An 18977-nucleotide genomic window follows, 5' to 3' on the forward strand; every position below is an offset into this window, starting at 1 on the left:
CCAGGGATCGCCGTATGTTGCTCGCCACCTTGATCCACCGTGCCAGCCTGCCCAGTCCGCAGGTTACCCCGCAGCAGGCGCTGGAGTTGCTGCAGGCCCACTATGGGCTGCACGGCACCCTGCAGTCCCTGGGCAGCCAGCAGGACCTCAACTACCGCGTCGATACTGCCCAAGGCCGTTTTGTCCTGAAGATCTGCCGTGGCGAGTATGCCGCCCTGGAGTTGCAGGCCCAGCACGAAGGTCTCAGGCATCTGCGACAACATCCCGGGCTACGGGTTCCCAGGGTCATCCCGGCCAGCGACGGCGAAGAGCTGCTGACCCTGGAGATTGCCGGGCAAGCCCTGCATGTGCGCCTGCTCGACTATATAGACGGCCGCTCCCTGACTCACCTGCCGCACCTGGGAGTGGAACTGGTGGCCGGCCTGGGCCGCCTCTGTGGGCAAATGGACCTGGCCCTGGCGGATTTCCAGCACCCGGGGCTGGAGCGCACCTTGCAATGGGACGCCCGGCACGCCCAGGCACTGACCGAACACCTGCTCCCGGTCATCGAGAACCCCCAGCAGCGCGCCCAGGTCGCCGCTGCGGCACAGCGTGCCGAGCGACGCCTGCACCCGTTGGTCGAGCAGTTGCCAGTGCAAGCGATCCACATGGACATCACCGACGACAACGTGGTCTGGCAGCGTGACGCGACGCGCCACTGGCAGTTGCAGGGAGTGATCGACTTCGGCGACCTGGTTCGCACCTGGCGCATCACCGACCTGTCGGTGACCTGTGCCTCGCTGTTGCACCACGTCGAGGGCGATCCGCTGCGTATCCTGCCGGCGATCCAGGCTTATCACCAGATCAATCCGCTGCAACGGGCGGAGCTGCTGGCGCTCTGGCCACTGATCGTGGCCCGGGCCGCGGTGCTGGTGCTCAGTGGCGAGCAGCAGGTGGCTATCGATCCGGACAACCCCTACAGTCGCGCTAACTTGAGCCACGAATGGGAGATCTTCCGGGTCGCCGTCTCGGTGCCGTTCGAGCTGATGGAGGCGGCCATTCTCAGCGCCGTTGGCCAGGCACTGCCGGCCATTGCCAGCGAAGGCTTCGCTGCGCTGTTGCCGAGCCTGGTGGGGCGTGAGTTCGCCCTGATCGACCTGGGGGTGCTCAGCCCGCATTTCGAGGCGGGCAACTGGGAGCAGCCGGGCATCGACGACCGCTTGCTGGCCGAAGCCGGGGCTGCCCATGGCCTGGCCGCGAGCCGCTACGGTCAGTACCGCTTGTCCCGGACCCAGCCCGACTGCGCGCACGAACCCCAGACCTGCCCGTTGCATGTGCAGTTGCAAGTGCCTGCTGGCACCACGGTGGAGGCGCCGTTCGCCGGCGTCCTGCACACGGCCGCGGACGGCTTGCTGCGCCTGGACGGCCCGGGGGCGAGCCTGCGCCTGTGGGGCGTCGAGGCCTCGCTGCATCCAGGGGCGGCGCTGGTCAAGGGCCAGGTGCTGGGAGCGGTGGCCGCCGACGGCCGGCTCAAGGTCCAGCTCTGCCGCAGTACCGAACTTACGCCGCCGCTGTTCTGCAGCCCCTCACGGGCCCCGGCCTGGCAGGCCTTGTGCCCGTCGCCGGCGGCGCTGCTGGGGCTGGCCTGCGATGCCGAGCCGGAAGTGGACGCCCAGGCCCTGCTGGCTCGGCGCGACGCCAGTTTTGCCCGCACCCAGAAGCATTATTACGTCGATCCGCCACGGATCGAGCGCGGCTGGCGCAACCACCTGATCGACATGCAAGGGCGTTCCTACCTGGACATGCTCAACAACGTCGCGGTGCTTGGCCATGGCCACCCGCGCATGGCCGCCGAGGCCGCGCGCCAGTGGTCGTTGCTCAATACCAATTCACGCTTTCACTACGCGGCCATCGCCGAGTTTTCCGAGCGCCTGCTGGCCCTGGCACCGGACTCCATGGACCGGGTATTCCTGGTCAACAGTGGTACCGAGGCCAACGACCTGGCGATCCGCCTGGCCTGGGCCTACAGCGGTGGACGCGACATGCTCAGCGTGCTGGAGGCCTACCACGGCTGGTCGGTAGCCGCCGATGCGGTCTCCACCTCCATCGCCGACAACCCCCGGGCCCTGGACAGCCGTCCGGACTGGGTCCATCCGGTGACCGCGCCCAACACCTACCGCGGCCAATTCCGTGGCCCGAACACCACGGAGCAGTACCTGCGCAGCGTCGACCAGCAACTGGCCAAGCTCGACGAGACGGGCCGCCAGCTGGCCGGTTTCATCTGCGAGCCGGTATATGGCAACGCCGGCGGCATCTCGTTGCCCCGCGGCTACTTGCACCAGGTCTACCAGCGGGTCCGGGAGCGGGGCGGGGTGTGCATCGCCGACGAGGTCCAGGTGGGTTATGGCCGCATGGGCGAATTCTTCTGGGGGTTCCAGGAGCAAGGCGTGGTGCCGGACATCATCACCATGGCCAAGGGCATGGGTAACGGCCAGCCCCTGGGCGCGGTGATCACCCGGCGCGAGATCGCCGAGGCGCTGGAGGCCGAGGGGTATTTCTTCTCCTCGTCCGGCGGCAGCCCGGTCAGCTGCCGTATCGGCATCGCGGTGCTGGATGTGATGCGCGACGAAGGGCTCTGGGACAACGCGCGGGTGGTGGGCGAGCATTTCCGCCAGCGCCTGGAGGCGCTCAAGGAGCGGCATCCGCTGGTGGGCGCGGTGCATGGCTCGGGGTTCTACCTGGGCCTGGAGCTGATTCGCGATCACCAGACCCTGGAGCCGGCCACCGAGGAAACCGCCCTGCTCTGCGAGCGCCTGCGCGAGCTGGGGATCTTCATGCAGCCCACCGGCGACTATCTCAATATCCTCAAGATCAAGCCGCCGATGGTCACCACCCGGCAGAGCGTCGATTTCTTCGTCGACATGCTGTCCAAGGTGCTCGACGAAGACCTCTAGGATCGCTGCTCATTGCGGTCCTTCCTTGGCCGGCCATCCGTCCGCAGCGTCCAGCCTGTGGAAAAGGAGGCCGGCCAAGTGCTTTATCCCGCAACTATTTGGCCTTATAAACCGATTTATATCGGTTTTATGTCGATTATTTATTTGTGACGATGATTTATACGCTTTTAAAGTCGATTTTTATCGTATATAAAATGGCCGTTGTCGGGTAGGCGCCGCTGTGTCCTGCCCATTACCGTCGTCATCGACTGCGCCCATTCGTCCAGGAGTTGATCCATGAGCCGTACCGTTACCGTCGCCGCTACCCAGATGGCCTGTTCCTGGGACCTTGAGGCCAACCTCGACACCGCCGAGAAACTGGTGCGCGAAGCCGCCGCCAAGGGCGCGCAGATCATCCTGGTCCAGGAGTTGTTCGAGACCCCGTACTTCTGCCAGAAACCCAATCCGGACTATCTGCAACTGGCCACGCCGACCGAGTCCAACGTGGCCATCGCGCATTTCCAGAAGCTTGCCCGGGAGCTGCAGGTGGTGTTGCCCGTGAGCTACTTCGAGCTGGCCGGCCGGGCACGTTTCAACAGCGTCGCGATCATCGACGCCGATGGCAGCAACCTCGGGATCTATCGTAAAAGCCATATCCCGGACGGCCCCGGCTACCACGAGAAGTACTACTTCAACCCGGGGGACACCGGCTTCAAGGTATGGAACACCCGCTACGCCAGGATCGGCGTGGGCATCTGCTGGGACCAGTGGTTCCCCGAGTGCGCACGCAGCATGGCCTTGCAGGGGGCAGAAATCCTGTTCTACCCCACCGCCATCGGCAGCGAGCCCCACGATTCGAGCATTTCCTCCCGCGACCACTGGCAGCGGGTGCAACAGGGCCATGCCGGCGCCAACCTGATGCCGCTGGTGGCCAGCAACCGCATCGGCAACGAGGAGCAGGACGGCTACGACATCACCTTCTACGGCTCGTCCTTCATCGCCAACCCGTTCGGCGAGAAGGTCCAGGAGCTCAACCAGACCGAAGAAGGTATCCTTGTGCACAGTTTCGACCTCGACGAGCTCGAGCACATCCGCAGCGCCTGGGGCAGTTTCCGTGACCGCCGTCCGAACCTCTATGGCGCCCTGAAAACCCTCGACGGTTCCCTGGAGTCCTGAACACTATGAGTACTTTGCACAGCACGCCGCGCGCCGACGGTTTCTACATGCCGGCCGAGTGGGCCCCCCAGACCCAGGCCTGGATGATCTGGCCCGAGCGTCCGGACAACTGGCGCCTGGGCGGCAAGCCGGCCCAGGCAGCCCATGCCGCGGTGGCCAAGGCCATCGCCCGCTTCGAACCGGTGACCGTGGCAGTCTCCGCGGCCCAATATGAAAACGCCCGGGCGCGCCTGGACGTACCCAATATCCGTGTGGTGGAGATGTCCAGCGACGACGCCTGGGTCCGCGATACTGGCCCGACCTTCGTCATCAACGACAGCGGCGAAGTGCGTGGCGTGCACTGGGGCTTCAACTCCTGGGGTGGCTTCGAGGGCGGCCTGTACGCGCCCTGGAACCGCGACGAGCAGGTAGCCAGCAAGGTGCTGGAGATCGAGCGTTGCCAGGAATACCGCACCGAAGGCTTCGTGCTCGAGGGCGGTTCGATCCACGTCGATGGCGAAGGCACCCTGATCACCACCGAGGAATGCCTGCTCAACCACAACCGCAATCCACACCTGTCCCGCGAGCAGATCGAAGCCGTGCTGCGCGATCACCTGGCGGTGGAGCAGATCGTCTGGCTGCCCGATGGGCTGTACAACGACGAGACCGATGGCCACGTGGATAACTTCTGCTGCTACGTGCGCCCGGGTGAAGTATTGCTGGCCTGGACCGACGACCCACAGGACCCGAATTATCCGCGTTGCCAGGCGGCCATGCAGGTGCTGGAAAACACCCGTGACGCCAAGGGGCGCGCGTTCAAGGTGCACAAGATGCCGATCCCCGGGCCGCTGTTCGCCACCGAGGAAGAGTGCGCCGGGGTCGATGTGGTGGCCGGCAGCCAGGAACGCAACCCGTCGGTGCGCCTGGCCGGCTCCTACGTGAACTTCCTGATCGTCAACGGTGGGATCATCGCCCCGAGCTTCGATGATCCGATGGATGCACCCGCCAAGGCGATCCTGCAGCAATTGTTCCCCGAGCACGAAGTGGTGATGGTGCCCGGGCGCGAACTGTTACTGGGCGGCGGGAATATCCACTGCCTTACCCAACAACAGCCTGCTCCGCGCCGAGTTTGAGTGCCGTTGTAACAGAACTTGTCGCCGGTTCGACGGGCTCGACCCCGGGCTTGCCCCGGGGACTTCCAGCCAGCCCGCGGCCCAGATGGGCCGCGGGCTTTTTCATGACCGCACGTCGTCGCGCCAGGCATATTGGCATAGCTCTTGTATCTGCCTGGTGGTGATTCTGAGACATGTGGAACTCTGATGTTCTGTCATAAACCTTGGATAAGTTAGGCCGCTCAGAAACCGGGAGAGAGCGCTGGAATGAATATGGTCAGCGAGCGGGCATCGCATCCCTTGGCAATGAGTAACGAAGCGCTGCAAGTTCTGGTGCAATGGTTGAAATCCAATGGAACGCGTCAGATCAGGGAACCTGATCCGCGCCGGATCATCATTGAGCGTTACCCCGCTGGTTTGCTCAGCGAGGCGGAACTGCAAGCGTTGTGGGACGTGGTGAAAGGATAGAAAGACAAGGATCGTGAAAAAGCGCTGCCGGGATGGCAGCGCTTTTTTTTCGCCGGTGATCCGCACGGATCAGAAACTGTAGGTCCCGGTGACCACCAGGCTGCGCGGGTCGCCCGGCTGGATCTGGGAAGCGCTGGTGGCGGAGCTGTAGTAGTCGCGGTTGGCGATGTTGTTCAGCGCCGCGCGTACATCCCAGTCCTTGTGCCGGTAGCCGGCCAGGGCGTCCCAGCGGCCGTAGCCGGGGAGTACGAACTTGTTTTGCGGATCGGCATAGCGGTCGCCTACCAGGGTCAGGCCGGTCTCGGCATACCAGCCCAGTTCTGGCTTCCAGGTGACGAACAGGCTGGCATTGCGCTTGGCCACATCATTGACACGGTTGCCCTGGTTGCCGTTGTCGTCCTTGACGATAGTCGCGTCCTGCAGGCCCATGCCGCCGCGCACATACCAGTTGCCGACCACATTGCCGGTGGCGGTGAGCTCGATGCCTCGCGAGCGCTGCAGGCCGGTCATCAGGTAGGTCCCCTTGTTCAGCGGATCCTCGGTGCGACGGTTGTACAGTTCTATTTCGTACAGGGCCAGGGTGGTGCCCAGGCGCTCGTCGAGCCACTCGCTCTTGACCCCGATTTCCTTCTGCCGGGTCAGCTCCGGATCGGTCTGGTTGGTGTTGCCCTTGGCGCCCGGGGTAATACCGATAAGGCCGCCACCGACCGGGGCAAAGGATTTGCTCCAGGACGCGTAGAACGAGTGATCTTTCCAGGGGGTGTAGACCACGCCCACGCGCGGGCTGGTGCTGGTGCTGTCCTGCTTCTCGCGCAGGCCTGAAAGCCTGCTGGTGGTGTCCACTTCGAAACGGTCGAAGCGTGCGCCGGCCAGCAGTTGCCACTCATCGTTCAGGCGAATCTGGTCTTGCAGGTACAAGCCAGTGCTCTCGACCTGGGTCAGGTTGTTGCTGAACGCCTTCATTGTGCCTTTGTGCTGGCTACCTGGCGTGGAACCGCTCAATGGCACCGAGGGCACGCCCACTCCCTGGTTGAGCAGCGAGTGGCGGCGCTGCTCGCCCATCTCCAGGCCCACCAGCAAGGTGTGCTCGATGTCGTAGGTCTGGACATGGCCTTCGAGCTCGACGGTGTTGTACAGGTTGCGGGTACTCAGGTCCTGTTGCCAGCGCTGGCGGTCCACCTGGCCCGTCGCCGGTTTGTAGGTGGTCAGGTAGGTATTGTCGAAATCACTCTGGAGCTTGAACAGGCTGAAGGTATGGCGCAGTTGCCACTGCTCGTTCAGCTCATAGTTCAGCCGCGAACGCAGCGATTGGGCGCGGTCGTTGATGTAGTCGCGCTGGGTATCGCCGTAGGTGGTCTTGTGGCTGACGTCGGCGGGGCGTCCGGTCAGCGGGTTGCCCGGGATGCCACGATCCGGGGTGCGGTCGTAGCGGCTGTACTCGTACTGCACCAGCCAGTTCAGCTCCGGTGTCAGTTGCCAGCTCATCGAGGGGGCGAACAGCTGGCGGTGATTGCCGTCGATGCCATCGCGGAAGCTGTTCTTGTCTTCGTTGCCCAGGTTCAGGCGCAGGCTGATGTTGTCCGTCGGGTCGGCGCTGAGATCGGCGTACAGGCTGCGCAGGTCCTGGCTGCCGCCCTGGACTTCGACGCTGGAACGGCGACCGGCCTCGGGCAGCTTGCTCACTCGGTTGATGATGCCGCCCTGGCTGCCCCGGCCATAGAGCACTGCCGCAGGACCCTTGAGCACTTCGATCCGCTCGATGTTGTGCAGGTCGCGCACGTATTGGCTGTCGTCGCGGATGCCATCCAGGTAGAAGTCGTTGCTCGCGTCGAAACCACGGATGCGCACGCTGTCGAAGCGGGTGTCGGCACCACTGCTGACGTTGGGGATGCCGCTCAAGGCGCTGCCCAGGTCGTTGGTGCCGTAGTCCCGCAGGTTGGCGGTCTTGACCGTGTCGATGGCCTGGGGCACGTAGCGTGCGGGAGTCGAAGTGCGGGTTGCGGTACTGACTTCCCGGACCCGCGGATCATCGGGGTCGGCCCCTGCTTCGGCACGAATGGAAGTCGTCGGCAGGGTGGTACCGGCGGCGCAGGCGAAACCGGCGGTCAGCAGGGTGCAAAGTCCCAGGGACAGGGGAGTGAGGCGGAAATGGGCAGGCATGTTTGTCGCGCATCCGAGAGGGGGTGATTCGGGAAGGCGCGAATAGTAATGGTTGCTATTTGCTTGTGTTAACTATTTGCTAAAACCATTTCACATCTGTTGTTTCTAATTATGTCAAAGCTGTAGCGATTCATCTCTTGCCGTCCACCGGCCCTGTCTTGCGCATCCAATGGCGCGATTCGACCGGATCCTGAAACAGTCTGGAAGGCATTTCGAGGTTTTTTCCCAGGCCTTGGGGGCATAGGCTGCAGCTGTCGAATTTTCACGATCCTGCTGGAGCCTGCGTATGTCCTCGGCCACCCTTCATTACATTCATGACCCTCTGTGCGGCTGGTGCTATGGCGCCAAGCCATTGATCCAGGCCGCCCAAGCGGTGCTGCCGGTGGTGGCCCATGGTGGCGGCATGATGAGCGGCCGCAACCGCCAGCCGGTATCGCCGCAATTGCGCGACTACGTCATGCCCCATGACCGACGTATTGCCGAGTACACCGGGCAACCGTTCGGTGAGGCCTATTTCGAAGGCCTGTTGCGCGATCGCACGGCGATCTTCGATTCGGCGCCGCCGATTGCCGCCGTGCTGGCGGCCCAGGCCCTGGCTGGCCGTGGCCTGGAAATGCTGGGCCGGTTGCAAACCGCCCACTACGTGGAGGGGCGGCGGATTGCCGAGCGCGAGGTGCTGCTGGAGCTGGCGCAAACCTTGGGTTTTGCCCGGGAAGCTTTCGCTACGGCTTTCGACCAGGCGCTGGCCCACGAGGTGGACGAACATATAAAGGCCAGCCGGGCACTGCTGGCGCAGGTTGGCGGGCAGGGCTTCCCGACCCTGGCCCTGGAGCGCGACGGGCACTATCAGTTGCTTGACCTCAGCCCCTGGCTGGGCAAGCCCGAGGCCTTCGCCCGATGGCTGCAGGATTCACTGGGCCTGGACAGCGGCGTGCGCGCCGGTGCGACCCCAACCTGTGGCCTGGACGGTTGCACACCCTGAATTCACCTGAACCCAGTGGAGTCACCCATGGATAACCTTGCGTTGATCAAAAGCACCTATGAAGGTGCCAACTCCCAGGAAAACGCGCGCAATACCGCGGCGGCCCTGGCCCCCGATGCGCGCTGGACCGAAGCGGCGGGCTTCCCCTATGCCGGTACCTATATCGGTTTCGAAGAAGTGCTGGAGCATGTCTTCAAGCGCCTTGGCAGCGAGTGGCAAGACTTCACCTTCAAGGTCGAGAACTATGTGGCCCAGGGTGACAAGGTCTTCGCCTATGGCAACTACCGGGGCATCTATAAGGCCTCGGGTAAACCTATCGATGTGCGGGTCGCCCATCTGTGGACGCTAAAGGATGGCAAAGTGACCCATTTCGAGCAGTTCGTGGACAGTCACAGCGTGCAACGGGCGATGCTCTAGCCCGCTATTCTTAGAACATTTTCAGCTATTCAAAGACGATTCACGAAATTGACACGTTGTTGAGGGCGCAGATAGGATTCGCCCCAACGCCTGTGGCTCAGAGCCATATTTCAGAATGATAAAAGGCCCGCCACCATCCCATGTGGGCGGGCTTTTTGTTTCGACGGTAGAAGAGCGTTCAAACGCCATAGCCGCACAAGCTCACAGCGCGTCATCAAACCGTAATAAGGAAAATAAAATGTCTAAACAGCGGATCTGCTTGATTGCACTGGGGATTTTGAGCGCTACACAAGCCATGGCCGACGGCCAGGCCGACGCCAAGGGTTTCGTTGAAGACAGCAGCCTGAAAGTGCTGCTGCGCAACGCCTACATCAACCGTGACTACAAGGACGGTAACAAGGACAAGGCCGAGTGGGGCCAAGGCTTCATCGGAACCTTCTCCTCCGGTTTCACCCAGGGCACCGTGGGCGTGGGCGTCGACGCCTTCGGCCTGTACGCGTTGCGCCTGGACGGCGGCAAGGGCCGCAGCGGTGCCGGCGGCATCGACTTCTTCAAGCAAGACAACAGCGGCAAGGCCGCCAACGACCTGGCCAAGGCTGGCGCCGCGGTCAAGTTCCGCATCTCCAACACCGTGCTGACCTACGGCGACCAGATGCCGGCCCTGCCGGTGCTGAACTACGACAATGCGCGCCTGCTGCCGGAAAGCTACACCGGTACCCTGATCACCTCCAAGGAGATCAAGGGCCTGGAGCTGAACGCCGGTCGTTTCACCGCCGAATCGCGCAAGAGCGACGAAGGTCGTGACAGCGGCGGCCTGAAGTCCATCAACGTGTTGGGCGGCAGCTACCAGTTCACCGAGCAGTTCAAGGGCGCCCTGTACGCTTCCGACGTCGAAGACGTGCTGAAGAAGCAGTACATGAACCTGAACTACGTGTTCCCCTTGGCCACCGACCAGTCCCTGACCCTGGACTTCAACGGCTACCGCACCAAGCTGGACAAGTCCTACGCCAACAAGGCCAAGGCCGGCGGCCAGGACAACAAGATCTGGAGCCTGGCGGCCACCTACGCCACCGGCCCGCACTCCTTCACCCTGGCGCACCAGCGCAGCACCGGCGACAGCCACCTGGGTTATGCCTATGGCGGCTACCAGCGTGATCAAGGTCGCGTGGGCGATGGCGGCAATACCATCTACCTGGCCAACTCCTACTGGTCCGACTTCAACGCCGAAGACGAACGCAGCTGGCAGCTGGGCTACGGCCTGGACTTCGGCGCCTTCGGCGTACCGGGCCTGACCTACAACGTGGCCTATGTGCGTGGCGACAACATCACCACCGCGACGTCTTCCGGCGGCAGCGAGCGCGAAATCTTCAACCAGTTCAAGTATGTGGTACAGAGCGGCCCGGCCAAGGACCTGAGTGTGAAGGTTCGCAGTTCGGTCCTGCGCGTATCGCAGAAGTCTTCCGACTACAACGTGGGTGGCAACGAACTGCGGGTATTCGTCGACTACCCGATCAACGTGTTCTGATGAACGCCTGATCACCACCTGGCGACAGGTGGCGCCATGCAAGAAGCCCCGACTGGTTCGGGGCTTTTTTGTGCCTATAAGGTCGCGGGCGACTTGTGGCCGTTTGATATCGATCTTGCTAAATTCCGTCCCCCCTTTCCCCTTCACGGATGATCTTGATGTTCCGTTCCCTGTTGTCCGGCCTGTGCCTGCTGGGTATCGCCAGCATCGCCCAGGGCCAGCAAGCGACCTCGCCCGAGCAGTTGCTGAGTGATTTCTCCCGTTGCGACGCGCAGTTCTTCCAGAGCCTGAACACCGCCCAACTGCCGGCCGGTACCTTGAGCCTGGCCCAGTACGGCGCGGTCAAGGCGCCCCAGGTCATGAACCCGCTGCAGGAAGGCGGTCGCTACCAGCCGTTCGCGCAGCCCTTGGTGGTCAAGGGCGTGCGCCTGGTGGGCTACTACAACGAAGCCATGTCGATGAAGTCGGTGGGCAACATGTTGTTCTGGGGTTTCGTCGCCGAGGGCACGCCCCAGGACGTGGCCGCGCGCCTCAAGCCGCTGCTGGCGGATAACGCCCGCCTGAAGGACGACCGTGGTGCTTTCAGCCGGGTGGAGATTCGCCGGGTCGGCGATCCGATCCAGCAATGGCGGACCCAGGGCCAGGCCGGTGGCGGCGTGGCGACGCCGTTCGGTTTCGTCGAGCGGGTCCTGAGCATCGACAAAGGTATCGACAAGGAGCCGATCGCCGGCCGCACCACGATCTTCTGCAGCTTGCAGGGCACCGTCACCGCGCCGTTGCTGCAAGTCTATCGCCCTGACCTCAACGCCCATCTGCTGGATTGAACGCCATGCCTTCATCGTCTGTTCGTGGAGCGCTATTGCTCCTGGGATCCGTGCTGTTGACCGGTTGTGCCGGCCTGCAGAGCCAGGACCAGATCAACTATGCCCATTGCCGCATGGTGGGCCAGGCCGCCAAGGCCGAGAAATTCGACGTGGTGCTGCAACAGGCCGACCTGTGCCTGGAGAAGAACCAGTTGCCGCCGGGCATGCAGAGCCTGGTGTACTGGCTCAAGTCCGATGCCTACGCCAGCTTCAAGCGTTATCCGCAAGCGATTGCCGCCAAGGAAAAGTCCATCGCCCTGGCAGGCAAGCCCGATGCCCGCGCGGTGCTGGACCTGAGCCGCCTGTATCGTGAGGCGGGCAACCCGCAGAAGTCCCTGGAACTGGTGCAATCCAACCTCGACGCCAACCTGGGCGAGACGGGCAAGGGCGGCGGCTTCAACATGCCGACCTACTACCACCTGGGCCAGACGCTCTACGACCTGGGGCAATACCGCGAGGCCGCCGAAGCCTACAGCACCGGCCTGCTACGCCAGCCAGACTATGCCTGGGCCTTCTATCACCGCGGTCTTGCCTACGACAAACTGGGCCTGACCGACGATGCCCGCAGCGACTTCAGCAAGTTCGCCAAGCTGGTGAACCAGAAGTACGTCGAGCCCCAGCACCAGGCCAAGCTGGCCCAGTACAAGATCAGCCTGCCCTGAGGCAGAGGCGGGTCGCACCATGAAACAAAGGCTCGTCATTGACGAGCCTTTTTTTGCCCTGGCACCTGCCCTCAGTCGTCGTACTTGAAGGCGAACTTCAGCTGGTCACCTTCCAGGTAGACCACCGCCTCGCGGCCATGCAGGTCGATCGGGCGTGCCGAGACGGCTTCATGCTCGGGCACGATCTTGAACAAGGTCTTGTACTGCGTGTCGACTCGCCAGATACAGGCCCGCGGCCCTTCGTTGTCGAAGTACATGATCGGGCGGGTAGCGCTCCAGGTCGGGTTGACGATGCTCCAGCCCACCTCGGTGTCGTTGTGCGCGGTGACATTCTCGCTGTAGGTATTGTGGCTCTGCTGGTCGTAGTCCAGGGACAGGCTGGAATTGTCCGCATTCAGGTCCTGGCCCACCCGCGCCCGGGCATGGCGCAGGGTATTGGAGGGCGTCTGGTACGACTTCAGGCTGGCCTCGGGCGCGCTGCGTGAACCCAGGCGGTAGCTCATGCTTTGCTGCAAGTCGCCACCGATACGCTGGCGGTAGTACAGCAGTCCATTATCGAACCCGGCGAAGCGCAGGCCCTGGTCGTTGTTGCCCTGGGCGGCCCAGCCGGTGAAGGCGATGTCCCGGGCGATGGGATACAGGCCCGGCTGGTCATCGGCATATTCATACAGGGTCCCGACAAAGCCGCCCTGGTCCCGCTGGTACAGGCCGGTGAACAGCACCACGCGCAACACGCCATCGATCACCTGGGCGTCGACGATCTGCTTGTCGCCCCGAGGGGGTACGGCAGGGAAGGCCGCCAACGGGAAGCGCTGCCAATGCTCGGCTTCATCCAGACGGTACTGGCGCGTCGGGTCCATGGGCAGCAACTGGTTCTTGTCCGGGGCCGGGGGGATCGGCAGCGGCGCGAGCATCTTCAACTGGGCGCGGTAGGCCCCCTCCAGGCAGTCGTCCGACGTGCAGGTATCGCGAACCTCGCGCAGCCAGCGCACTTGCAGCAGGCGAAACACCTGCAGGTGCTTGAGCTCGTTGTAGCGACGATTCAATTCATCGTCCTGGGCGGAGAGCTTCGGCGCGTTGCAAACCGCCTTCTCGACCGAGGTCGAGGCCTTGGCACAGTCGAAACCGGCGGCGCCCGCTTGCGGTGCGAGCACGGCCAGGGTCAGGCCGGCGGTCGCCAGGGACAGCAGGGAAAGCTTCATCGAAACATCCTTGTAGGGAAGCGAAACGGGATCAGGGATTGGTGAAGATCTGTAGATAGGCCAGCAGGTTGTCGATTTTCTCTTCGTCGCTCAAGCCCCAGAAAATCATCCGGGTGCCGGGCACCACGCCCTTGGGATCTTGCAGGTACTGGGTGAGCTTGTCCCGGGTCCAGACGATGCCCGAGGACTTCATCGCCGTCGAATACTGGTAGTCCTGGGCGCTGCCGGCCGGGCGGTCGATGATGCCGTTCAGCTCGGGCCCGAACGAACTGCGCACCGAAGGCCCGATATTGTGACAACCACTGCACAGGCGCTTGAACAGTTTGGCGCCGGCTTCGGCATCGCCGGCCACGACCGGGGCGCTGAACAGCATGGAGTGGAGCAACAGGGCGAGGATGGATACGGCGATGGGTTTCATGGAGGCCTGCGTGCAGCTGGAGTCGGCGGCTATTGGAGCATGAAGCGCATGCCTGGGGGGAGCCTTGCCATGCAAGGCTCGCAAGCGCCCACTGAATACCCAGTGGCGGGCCCTTCTGGACAAGGTCGTAGACACACCCGTCCTGGCGATAATTGACCCCGTGACCCGGTCGCCGGCCAACGCCGAAAAGCCCGACAGGAACTTCCGGCCTTGGTGTGAGCTTTTTAGTTCAGAGCCATTGTTGAGTTGATAGGCAGTATTTGATTTTTGGGTAGTTGCGTTTTACATGAATTCAAGCCCGTTCAAACACTAACCCAATCATGTAAAACAGGCAGGCGATGCGCACTTGATGCGCATCGCCTGCCAACATTAAGCGGTAGCTACTACAAAAGCGTTCAATTGATAATCCGCCACTACTTGCGCAAAGGCGGTGCGCGGCTTTTTGGTTGCGGTGCCTAGATTCGAATCATAAACCTGCATTTCCGTGGCGCTAATGATGTAGATGCCAATGACATGCCTATCATTTCCCGCCCAGATTTTAGTGCCGGTGTTGTATGTCGAAAAGTCCTTGGTAACCTGGTCCTTCGACTTGGACTTGCCGTGTATCGCCTGCTCCGCCGCTTTTACTTGGGAGGCCAAGCTATTCGATGCCTCAATCACTTGCTGAGCCAACTGGATCTTGCCCGGATCGTCAAAGTTGCGAATATCGAACTTTGCCGGATGTTTGGCATCATTGAGCCAGGCGCTGGATAGCACAGCGCAGAACTGCCCTACATCTACCCAGTCGCCTTTGGGAGCACTTGATTGAATGATGTAGACGACATCGGGCAGGCCCAATGTATCCGGATTCAACCAAAGAAAAGGGTTAGGGGTTGTAATGCTGCCTACGGTAATAATATTAGCCATGATTTTTTCCTGCGCGTCATGATGAATGAGATCAAGGTTTCCAGCATGGCTGGCCTGCAGCATTCGCAATGTCATGCGCTGCCATGGTCAGGAAATACTGTTTTTTCGCTGCTGGAGTCGCTGTCGGCGCTTCCCAGTCAGCAAAAATAACGGTATAGGCCGCATCGTGGTTAACAACTTTCAGGCAGTTATAGGCAACCTGATCAAACTTGCTGCCGGGGTCATCTGGGCGAGTATTGGTTCCCACGACCAGATTCCCCTGAGTCCAGGCCAGTAATGATTGCCAGACTTCTACGGCCTCGGGATTTTGCGGCGTATGCAGTCCGGCGACCAACAGCGGTACATTGCCCTGGAATGAGCCGAGATTGACAGTACGGGTACCGATAATGGCATTGATCAAGTTCGTTCTGTCTGTATCGCTGGTGAAATTGTCGGTGCCAAATTCGACCAATTCTTCCCATGGAATAATATGGTGACGCGACAAGCCGCTGGCGATTTTATCATTAAAGGGATAGCTGGGACGGCCTGCTGCCATGGCAAAGCTGCATGTAAAGCTAAATAACAAGACGAAACAAAGCATTACTTTCTTCATGATGAACTCCTTTCATTATTAACACCGATGGCCGTGGCCTATCGATCAGGCAAACTCACTTTTGCTCGAGTAATCAAACTTATAAATCGACGGATTGTGGTTTTGGACGCCTCCTTTGCCGCGCAGTATTTTGTTGCTTGGTAGATAGAGCCTGGCGCTATAGTTCAGCCGGGTGTCGTAACCAGAGAGTTAACGGTCTTTACGTCGCAACCACCGATCAAGTGGTGGCTCGGATCGACCCTGCCTTTAGAGCCAAAGGACTGGTTGTAGCCGGGAATGGGCGAACCCAGAACAGCCAGGGCATCGCGCACTTGTATCTGGCTCGCCTGAGCCCACCTCATATAAAGATCGGACTCGGCACGAGCAAAGTTATCGCCATCTACCCGCACCGTTGCGTCAGCGGATGACTGAGCGTGTGCGTTGGCAAAAGTGGCCAGCGTCAAGGCGACGATGCAGGCCGTGGATGATTCGGGCATGTAGACCTCTGGCTCTTTCAAGTGGGCACTTTCTTTCAGACTGTATAAGCCCCTCCTTCTGGAAACTTGCCATTTGGTGCCAAAAGTACAACAAGCCAGTGTCGAGAAGGGCGCCATTGGAAGGCGCCCGCTAGTTGCGGGAAGGGGCAGGCGAAGAGCTTAGCGATCAACTTTCAAGAGCGAGCGGTAGCGCGCTGGTGAACTTCCGGTCCAGCGCTTGAAAGCTCGGGTAAAGTGCGCTTGATCACTGTAGCCCACCATGTAGGCAATTTCGGTTGCGCTGTACTTGCCGCTGGCAATCAGTTGTAGCGCTTCGTTGCGACGAGTGTTGTCCCGCAGGTCTTCGAAGTCGATGCCGCAATATTTGAGGCGACGCTGTAGCGTTCGGGAAGACAAGCCCAGGTTTCTTGATATGGCGGTCAGTGTGGATCGATTCTGATCCCCGATCCGTTCGATAAGCATGCCGGCGGCTTTCGCGGTCGACCTCAAGGCCTCGGCGACTTTCCAGGCGTCATCCCGGCCGAGCTGCACAGAGATGTCGAGTAACTCACGATCGAATTCGATCATGTTGTGCTGCGCGTTCATGTGCAGATTCGGCCCCAGGTACTTTTCCAGCGCCTCATTCCCTCGTTGCCTCGGGTTTTGCAAATGCACACGGATGGCGCATGGCTCTCCGGACATCAGCGGTACTTTTCTCAGCAGCGCCAGGGTGCCGAGAATGGCCTGCTTCGGATTCGCCCCGTGCTGTCCGGTGGATTGTCGGATCAGTTTCAGCGTACGGCCTTCGGTGACGATTCTTACGTCGCTTCCTTGATGCAGTAAGTTCGTATGGATCGCCGCCACTGCGCATGTCTGAGCGAGATTGGACGAACCCAGGATCAACTCGCCCCAGGCGCCGAGGGAGCGTACTTCGATCAAATACCCCGCGGTTGCACCCGCGAAGGGGTCCTGTGTGAGCGCGGTCATTTCACTGGCTATACGAAAGCAGGTCGCCCGGGGCATCCAGGCATCCGGGTATTGAAAAACCTGAGGGGAAATACCGTAACCTCGAAAGAACTCCTGCGGCGATACCCCATGCATGCTCAGGTAGGGCGCTATTTGCTGAAGCATGCTGAGTTTGATGGAGGACGTTGGGTGGGTCATGAGCGTTTGCACCTGCGTCGAAGGACCGTCCTGGTCCGCAGGGAAACACTAGCGCAAAACGTTCGACCCAGTCGTACCGACGACCGCGCAGCAACCACAAGGGGCGAACCCGCCACAATATCAGCGTGGCTTCAGGCAGGGCGCGGCTGCAAGAAGCATGAGGCCAGTGCGCGAACTCAGGTGAAGCCAGAAGCTGGCGAGGGGGCAGGAAGCGAGTCTGAAGCTCCCGGGAACCGAGAAACCCTGCTCAAGGCATTGGGAGAGGATTTCTTGATCCTGGAAACGACAAAGCCCTCGCATCGCTGCGAGGGCTTTGTCTTATATGGTGCCGGCACCAGGAATCGAACCCGGGACCTACTGATTAAAAGTCAGAGGGTTTCGGAATGCATGCTGATTCACTAAATGCCACGACACTATACGGGATGTGGGTTTCAGCCTATTCTTGGCTTTACCGGGTTACACGAAAATTTCCTTTTTTCGATCTGGATCGTAACCCTAAGGTAACCCCGGATTCGACGAGGAAGGCATGAGCAACGAAACCCATATCTCATTCAGCAAGGAGCGGTTGGCCTCATTGCCGATGCCCGAGGCGGGCAAGCGCGCCACCTATCACGACACTAAGACTCGTGGGCTACAGCTTCGAGTGTCGTCCACCGGAATCAAAACCTTTTCCGTCTATCGCCGCATAAAGGGAGGCCAGCCCGAGCGAGTCACGCTTGGCCGCTTCCCGACGATGACTGTTGAGCAGGCACGCAAGCAGGCCACCGCTATCAATGCTGAGATTGAGGCCGGCGCTAACCCGGCAGCCGTCCGGCGAGCCATCCGCGAAGAGCCGGCCTTTGTCGAGATGCTGATCGAGATGCTGGAAAAAAAGAAAAAGCGTGACGGCACGCCCATCACTGAGCGGACGAAGAAGGACTATCTCGACACTGCCCGACTTCATATGGCGGCCATCGCCAGTAGCAAGCTGTCGCATATCACCCGATCTGAGGTAAAGGCGATTCACAGCAAGGTGAGCAAGAAAAGCGCACGGCAAGCAGACAAGGCCGTCGCCATCATTTCGTCAGTCTTCAACTATGCAGCCGATCACGAGCATTTTGGCGGCGCCAACCCGGCCAGCCGCGTTCAGAAAAACGCTGTGGTGTCGCGCGACCGCTTCGCCCAAGCTGCCGAACTGCCCTACTTGTTTGCCGCCATTGCCGAGTCGAGCCTGAGTGACTTTTTCCTGCTGGCGCTGCTGACCGGCGCGCGGCGCTCCAACGTACAAGCGATGGCTTGGCGCGACCTCGACCTAGACGCCCGTGTCTGGCGCATCGGCATGACCAAGAACGGCACACCGCAGAACGTTACTCTCTCGCCCGAAGCCGTGACCGCACTTAAGGCCCGCAAGCACACAACCGGCACGTCGCCTTTCGTGTTTCCCGGCGAGGGCAAGACTGGCCATTTGGTCGAGCCGAAAAAGGCATGGGCTGCCGTCCTGCTGCGCGCCAGCCTGCGCCGCCTTCTCGACCACTTGGAAGGGCTCCGCAAGCTGACTGCCGAGGAGCGCCAGCAGGCTGACCAGCAGATCACGACCGCACCAGCAGCGGCAGAGAAGCGTTATCGATCCATCGCCGACGCCTTGGAAATCGACCCGGCGCTCTACGACATGACCGACCTACGCATTCACGACCTACGCCGCACTCTGGGGAGTTGGCAAGCCAAGACCGGCGCATCGATGGCGATCATCGGCAAGTCGCTCAACCACAAGACGCATCAAGCCACTGCCATTTACGCCCGCCTCGACCTTGATCCAGTGCGCCAGTCCGTCGAGACAGCGACGCAGGCCATGCTGGAAGCTGCCGGAGTCAAGGCGCCGGCTTCAGTGGTCGAGCTTTCGATTCATCGCCGCAGATAACCGAGCCAACATCCAGCTGGCTGGGCGATTTACACCAAGTTACCCCGAGGGATGCTATGAGCTTTGATGGCACTGAATTGGCAAGCG

The 18977-nt window shown here is 61.3% G+C and carries 17 protein-coding genes; 10 read left to right on the top strand and 7 right to left on the bottom strand.

Annotation, left to right across the window (positions count from 1 at the left end):
- Positions 1-14: 14 nt before the first annotated feature.
- The 4 genes from ACK6AU_RS07715 to ACK6AU_RS07730 all read left to right on the top strand — a co-directional run bounded on the left by ACK6AU_RS07715 (position 15) and on the right by ACK6AU_RS07730 (position 5647).
- Entirely contained in the window at positions 15-2933 is a 2919-nt protein-coding gene (locus tag ACK6AU_RS07715; RefSeq protein ID WP_409298592.1) for an aminotransferase, read from the top strand.
- A gap of 276 nt (positions 2934-3209) precedes the next feature.
- Entirely contained in the window at positions 3210-4088 is an 879-nt protein-coding gene (aguB, locus tag ACK6AU_RS07720) for an N-carbamoylputrescine amidase (RefSeq protein ID WP_185697308.1), read from the top strand.
- 5 nt (positions 4089-4093) lie between these two features.
- The gene (aguA, locus tag ACK6AU_RS07725; RefSeq protein WP_185697309.1) at positions 4094-5200 is read left to right on the top strand and encodes an agmatine deiminase; all 1107 of its coding nucleotides are present in this window, start codon (positions 4094-4096) and stop codon (positions 5198-5200) included.
- Between the two features lie 246 nt (positions 5201-5446).
- Entirely contained in the window at positions 5447-5647 is a 201-nt protein-coding gene (locus tag ACK6AU_RS07730) for a hypothetical protein (RefSeq protein WP_185697310.1), read from the top strand.
- A 69-nt stretch (positions 5648-5716) separates the two neighbouring features.
- Here the strand turns inward: ACK6AU_RS07730 and ACK6AU_RS07735 are convergent, their stop codons facing one another.
- A complete protein-coding gene (locus ACK6AU_RS07735) occupies positions 5717-7807 on the bottom strand; it encodes a TonB-dependent receptor (RefSeq protein WP_409298595.1) in 2091 nt (696 codons plus the stop codon).
- Positions 7808-8093: 286 nt separating this feature from the next.
- Here ACK6AU_RS07735 and ACK6AU_RS07740 point away from each other — a divergent pair, with 286 nt between their 5' ends.
- From ACK6AU_RS07740 to ACK6AU_RS07760, 5 genes are all read left to right on the top strand, one after another.
- Complete coding sequence (locus tag ACK6AU_RS07740) at positions 8094-8789, top strand: DsbA family protein (protein WP_409298597.1); 696 nt, start codon at positions 8094-8096, stop codon at positions 8787-8789.
- Between the two features lie 27 nt (positions 8790-8816).
- Positions 8817-9206 carry a nuclear transport factor 2 family protein gene (locus tag ACK6AU_RS07745; RefSeq protein WP_185697313.1) on the top strand — a complete coding sequence of 130 codons (390 nt, stop codon included), beginning with the start codon at positions 8817-8819 and terminating at the stop codon, positions 9204-9206.
- 238 nt (positions 9207-9444) lie between these two features.
- Complete coding sequence (locus ACK6AU_RS07750; protein WP_185697314.1) at positions 9445-10731, top strand: OprD family porin; 1287 nt, start codon at positions 9445-9447, stop codon at positions 10729-10731.
- Between the two features lie 158 nt (positions 10732-10889).
- On the top strand, positions 10890-11555 hold the full coding sequence (locus ACK6AU_RS07755) for a hypothetical protein (protein ID WP_409298600.1): 666 nt from the start codon (positions 10890-10892) through the stop codon (positions 11553-11555).
- A gap of 35 nt (positions 11556-11590) precedes the next feature.
- Entirely contained in the window at positions 11591-12256 is a 666-nt protein-coding gene (locus tag ACK6AU_RS07760) for a tetratricopeptide repeat protein (RefSeq protein WP_409298602.1), read from the top strand.
- Between the two features lie 71 nt (positions 12257-12327).
- Here the strand turns inward: ACK6AU_RS07760 and ACK6AU_RS07765 are convergent, their stop codons facing one another.
- The 6 genes from ACK6AU_RS07765 to ACK6AU_RS07790 all read right to left on the bottom strand — a co-directional run bounded on the left by ACK6AU_RS07765 (position 12328) and on the right by ACK6AU_RS07790 (position 16993).
- Positions 12328-13458: a lysozyme inhibitor LprI family protein gene (locus ACK6AU_RS07765; protein ID WP_409298604.1), complete on the bottom strand. Its 1131-nt coding sequence runs from the start codon at positions 13456-13458 to the stop codon at positions 12328-12330.
- A gap of 31 nt (positions 13459-13489) precedes the next feature.
- Entirely contained in the window at positions 13490-13876 is a 387-nt protein-coding gene (locus ACK6AU_RS07770) for a c-type cytochrome (protein ID WP_409298606.1), read from the bottom strand.
- A gap of 369 nt (positions 13877-14245) precedes the next feature.
- Entirely contained in the window at positions 14246-14845 is a 600-nt protein-coding gene (locus ACK6AU_RS07775) for a hypothetical protein (protein ID WP_185697318.1), read from the bottom strand.
- Positions 14814-15374, bottom strand: coding sequence for a hypothetical protein (locus tag ACK6AU_RS07780; protein ID WP_409298608.1), 561 nt, complete (start codon positions 15372-15374; stop codon positions 14814-14816). Before ACK6AU_RS07780 ends, ACK6AU_RS07775 begins: the two co-directional genes overlap by 32 nt.
- A gap of 164 nt (positions 15375-15538) precedes the next feature.
- A complete protein-coding gene (locus ACK6AU_RS07785) occupies positions 15539-15850 on the bottom strand; it encodes a hypothetical protein (protein ID WP_409298610.1) in 312 nt (103 codons plus the stop codon).
- A 159-nt stretch (positions 15851-16009) separates the two neighbouring features.
- On the bottom strand, positions 16010-16993 hold the full coding sequence (locus ACK6AU_RS07790) for an AraC family transcriptional regulator (RefSeq protein ID WP_185697320.1): 984 nt from the start codon (positions 16991-16993) through the stop codon (positions 16010-16012).
- A gap of 526 nt (positions 16994-17519) precedes the next feature.
- On the opposite strand from ACK6AU_RS07790, the gene ACK6AU_RS07795 reads away from it, so the two are divergent.
- On the top strand, positions 17520-18890 hold the full coding sequence (locus ACK6AU_RS07795; RefSeq protein WP_409298613.1) for a tyrosine-type recombinase/integrase: 1371 nt from the start codon (positions 17520-17522) through the stop codon (positions 18888-18890).
- The last annotated feature ends 87 nt before the right edge of the window (positions 18891-18977 follow it).

Source organism: Pseudomonas sp. KCJK8993 (assembly GCF_046230915.1).
GTDB classification, from domain to species: Bacteria; Pseudomonadota; Gammaproteobacteria; order Pseudomonadales; family Pseudomonadaceae; genus Aquipseudomonas; species Aquipseudomonas piscis.

Bases quoted from the DNA above. Each gene is read 5' to 3' on its own strand.
- aguA (WP_185697309.1), top strand. From the start codon at position 4,094: ATGAGTACTTTGCACAGCACGCCGCGCGCCGACGGTTTCTACATGCCG.
- ACK6AU_RS07775 (WP_185697318.1), bottom strand. From the start codon at position 14,845: ATGCTGCAGGCCAGCCATGCTGGAAACCTTGATCTCATTCATCATGAC.
- ACK6AU_RS07730 (WP_185697310.1), top strand. From the start codon at position 5,447: ATGAATATGGTCAGCGAGCGGGCATCGCATCCCTTGGCAATGAGTAAC.
- ACK6AU_RS07735 (WP_409298595.1), bottom strand. From the start codon at position 7,807: ATGCCTGCCCATTTCCGCCTCACTCCCCTGTCCCTGGGACTTTGCACC.
- ACK6AU_RS07755 (WP_409298600.1), top strand. From the start codon at position 10,890: ATGTTCCGTTCCCTGTTGTCCGGCCTGTGCCTGCTGGGTATCGCCAGC.
- ACK6AU_RS07790 (WP_185697320.1), bottom strand. From the start codon at position 16,993: ATGACCCACCCAACGTCCTCCATCAAACTCAGCATGCTTCAGCAAATA.
- ACK6AU_RS07745 (WP_185697313.1), top strand. From the start codon at position 8,817: ATGGATAACCTTGCGTTGATCAAAAGCACCTATGAAGGTGCCAACTCC.
- ACK6AU_RS07785 (WP_409298610.1), bottom strand. From the start codon at position 15,850: ATGCCCGAATCATCCACGGCCTGCATCGTCGCCTTGACGCTGGCCACT.
- ACK6AU_RS07750 (WP_185697314.1), top strand. From the start codon at position 9,445: ATGTCTAAACAGCGGATCTGCTTGATTGCACTGGGGATTTTGAGCGCT.
- ACK6AU_RS07770 (WP_409298606.1), bottom strand. From the start codon at position 13,876: ATGAAACCCATCGCCGTATCCATCCTCGCCCTGTTGCTCCACTCCATG.
- ACK6AU_RS07715 (WP_409298592.1), top strand. From the start codon at position 15: ATGTTGCTCGCCACCTTGATCCACCGTGCCAGCCTGCCCAGTCCGCAG.
- ACK6AU_RS07780 (WP_409298608.1), bottom strand. From the start codon at position 15,374: ATGAAGAAAGTAATGCTTTGTTTCGTCTTGTTATTTAGCTTTACATGC.
- ACK6AU_RS07765 (WP_409298604.1), bottom strand. From the start codon at position 13,458: ATGAAGCTTTCCCTGCTGTCCCTGGCGACCGCCGGCCTGACCCTGGCC.
- ACK6AU_RS07740 (WP_409298597.1), top strand. From the start codon at position 8,094: ATGTCCTCGGCCACCCTTCATTACATTCATGACCCTCTGTGCGGCTGG.
- aguB (WP_185697308.1), top strand. From the start codon at position 3,210: ATGAGCCGTACCGTTACCGTCGCCGCTACCCAGATGGCCTGTTCCTGG.
- ACK6AU_RS07795 (WP_409298613.1), top strand. From the start codon at position 17,520: ATGAGCAACGAAACCCATATCTCATTCAGCAAGGAGCGGTTGGCCTCA.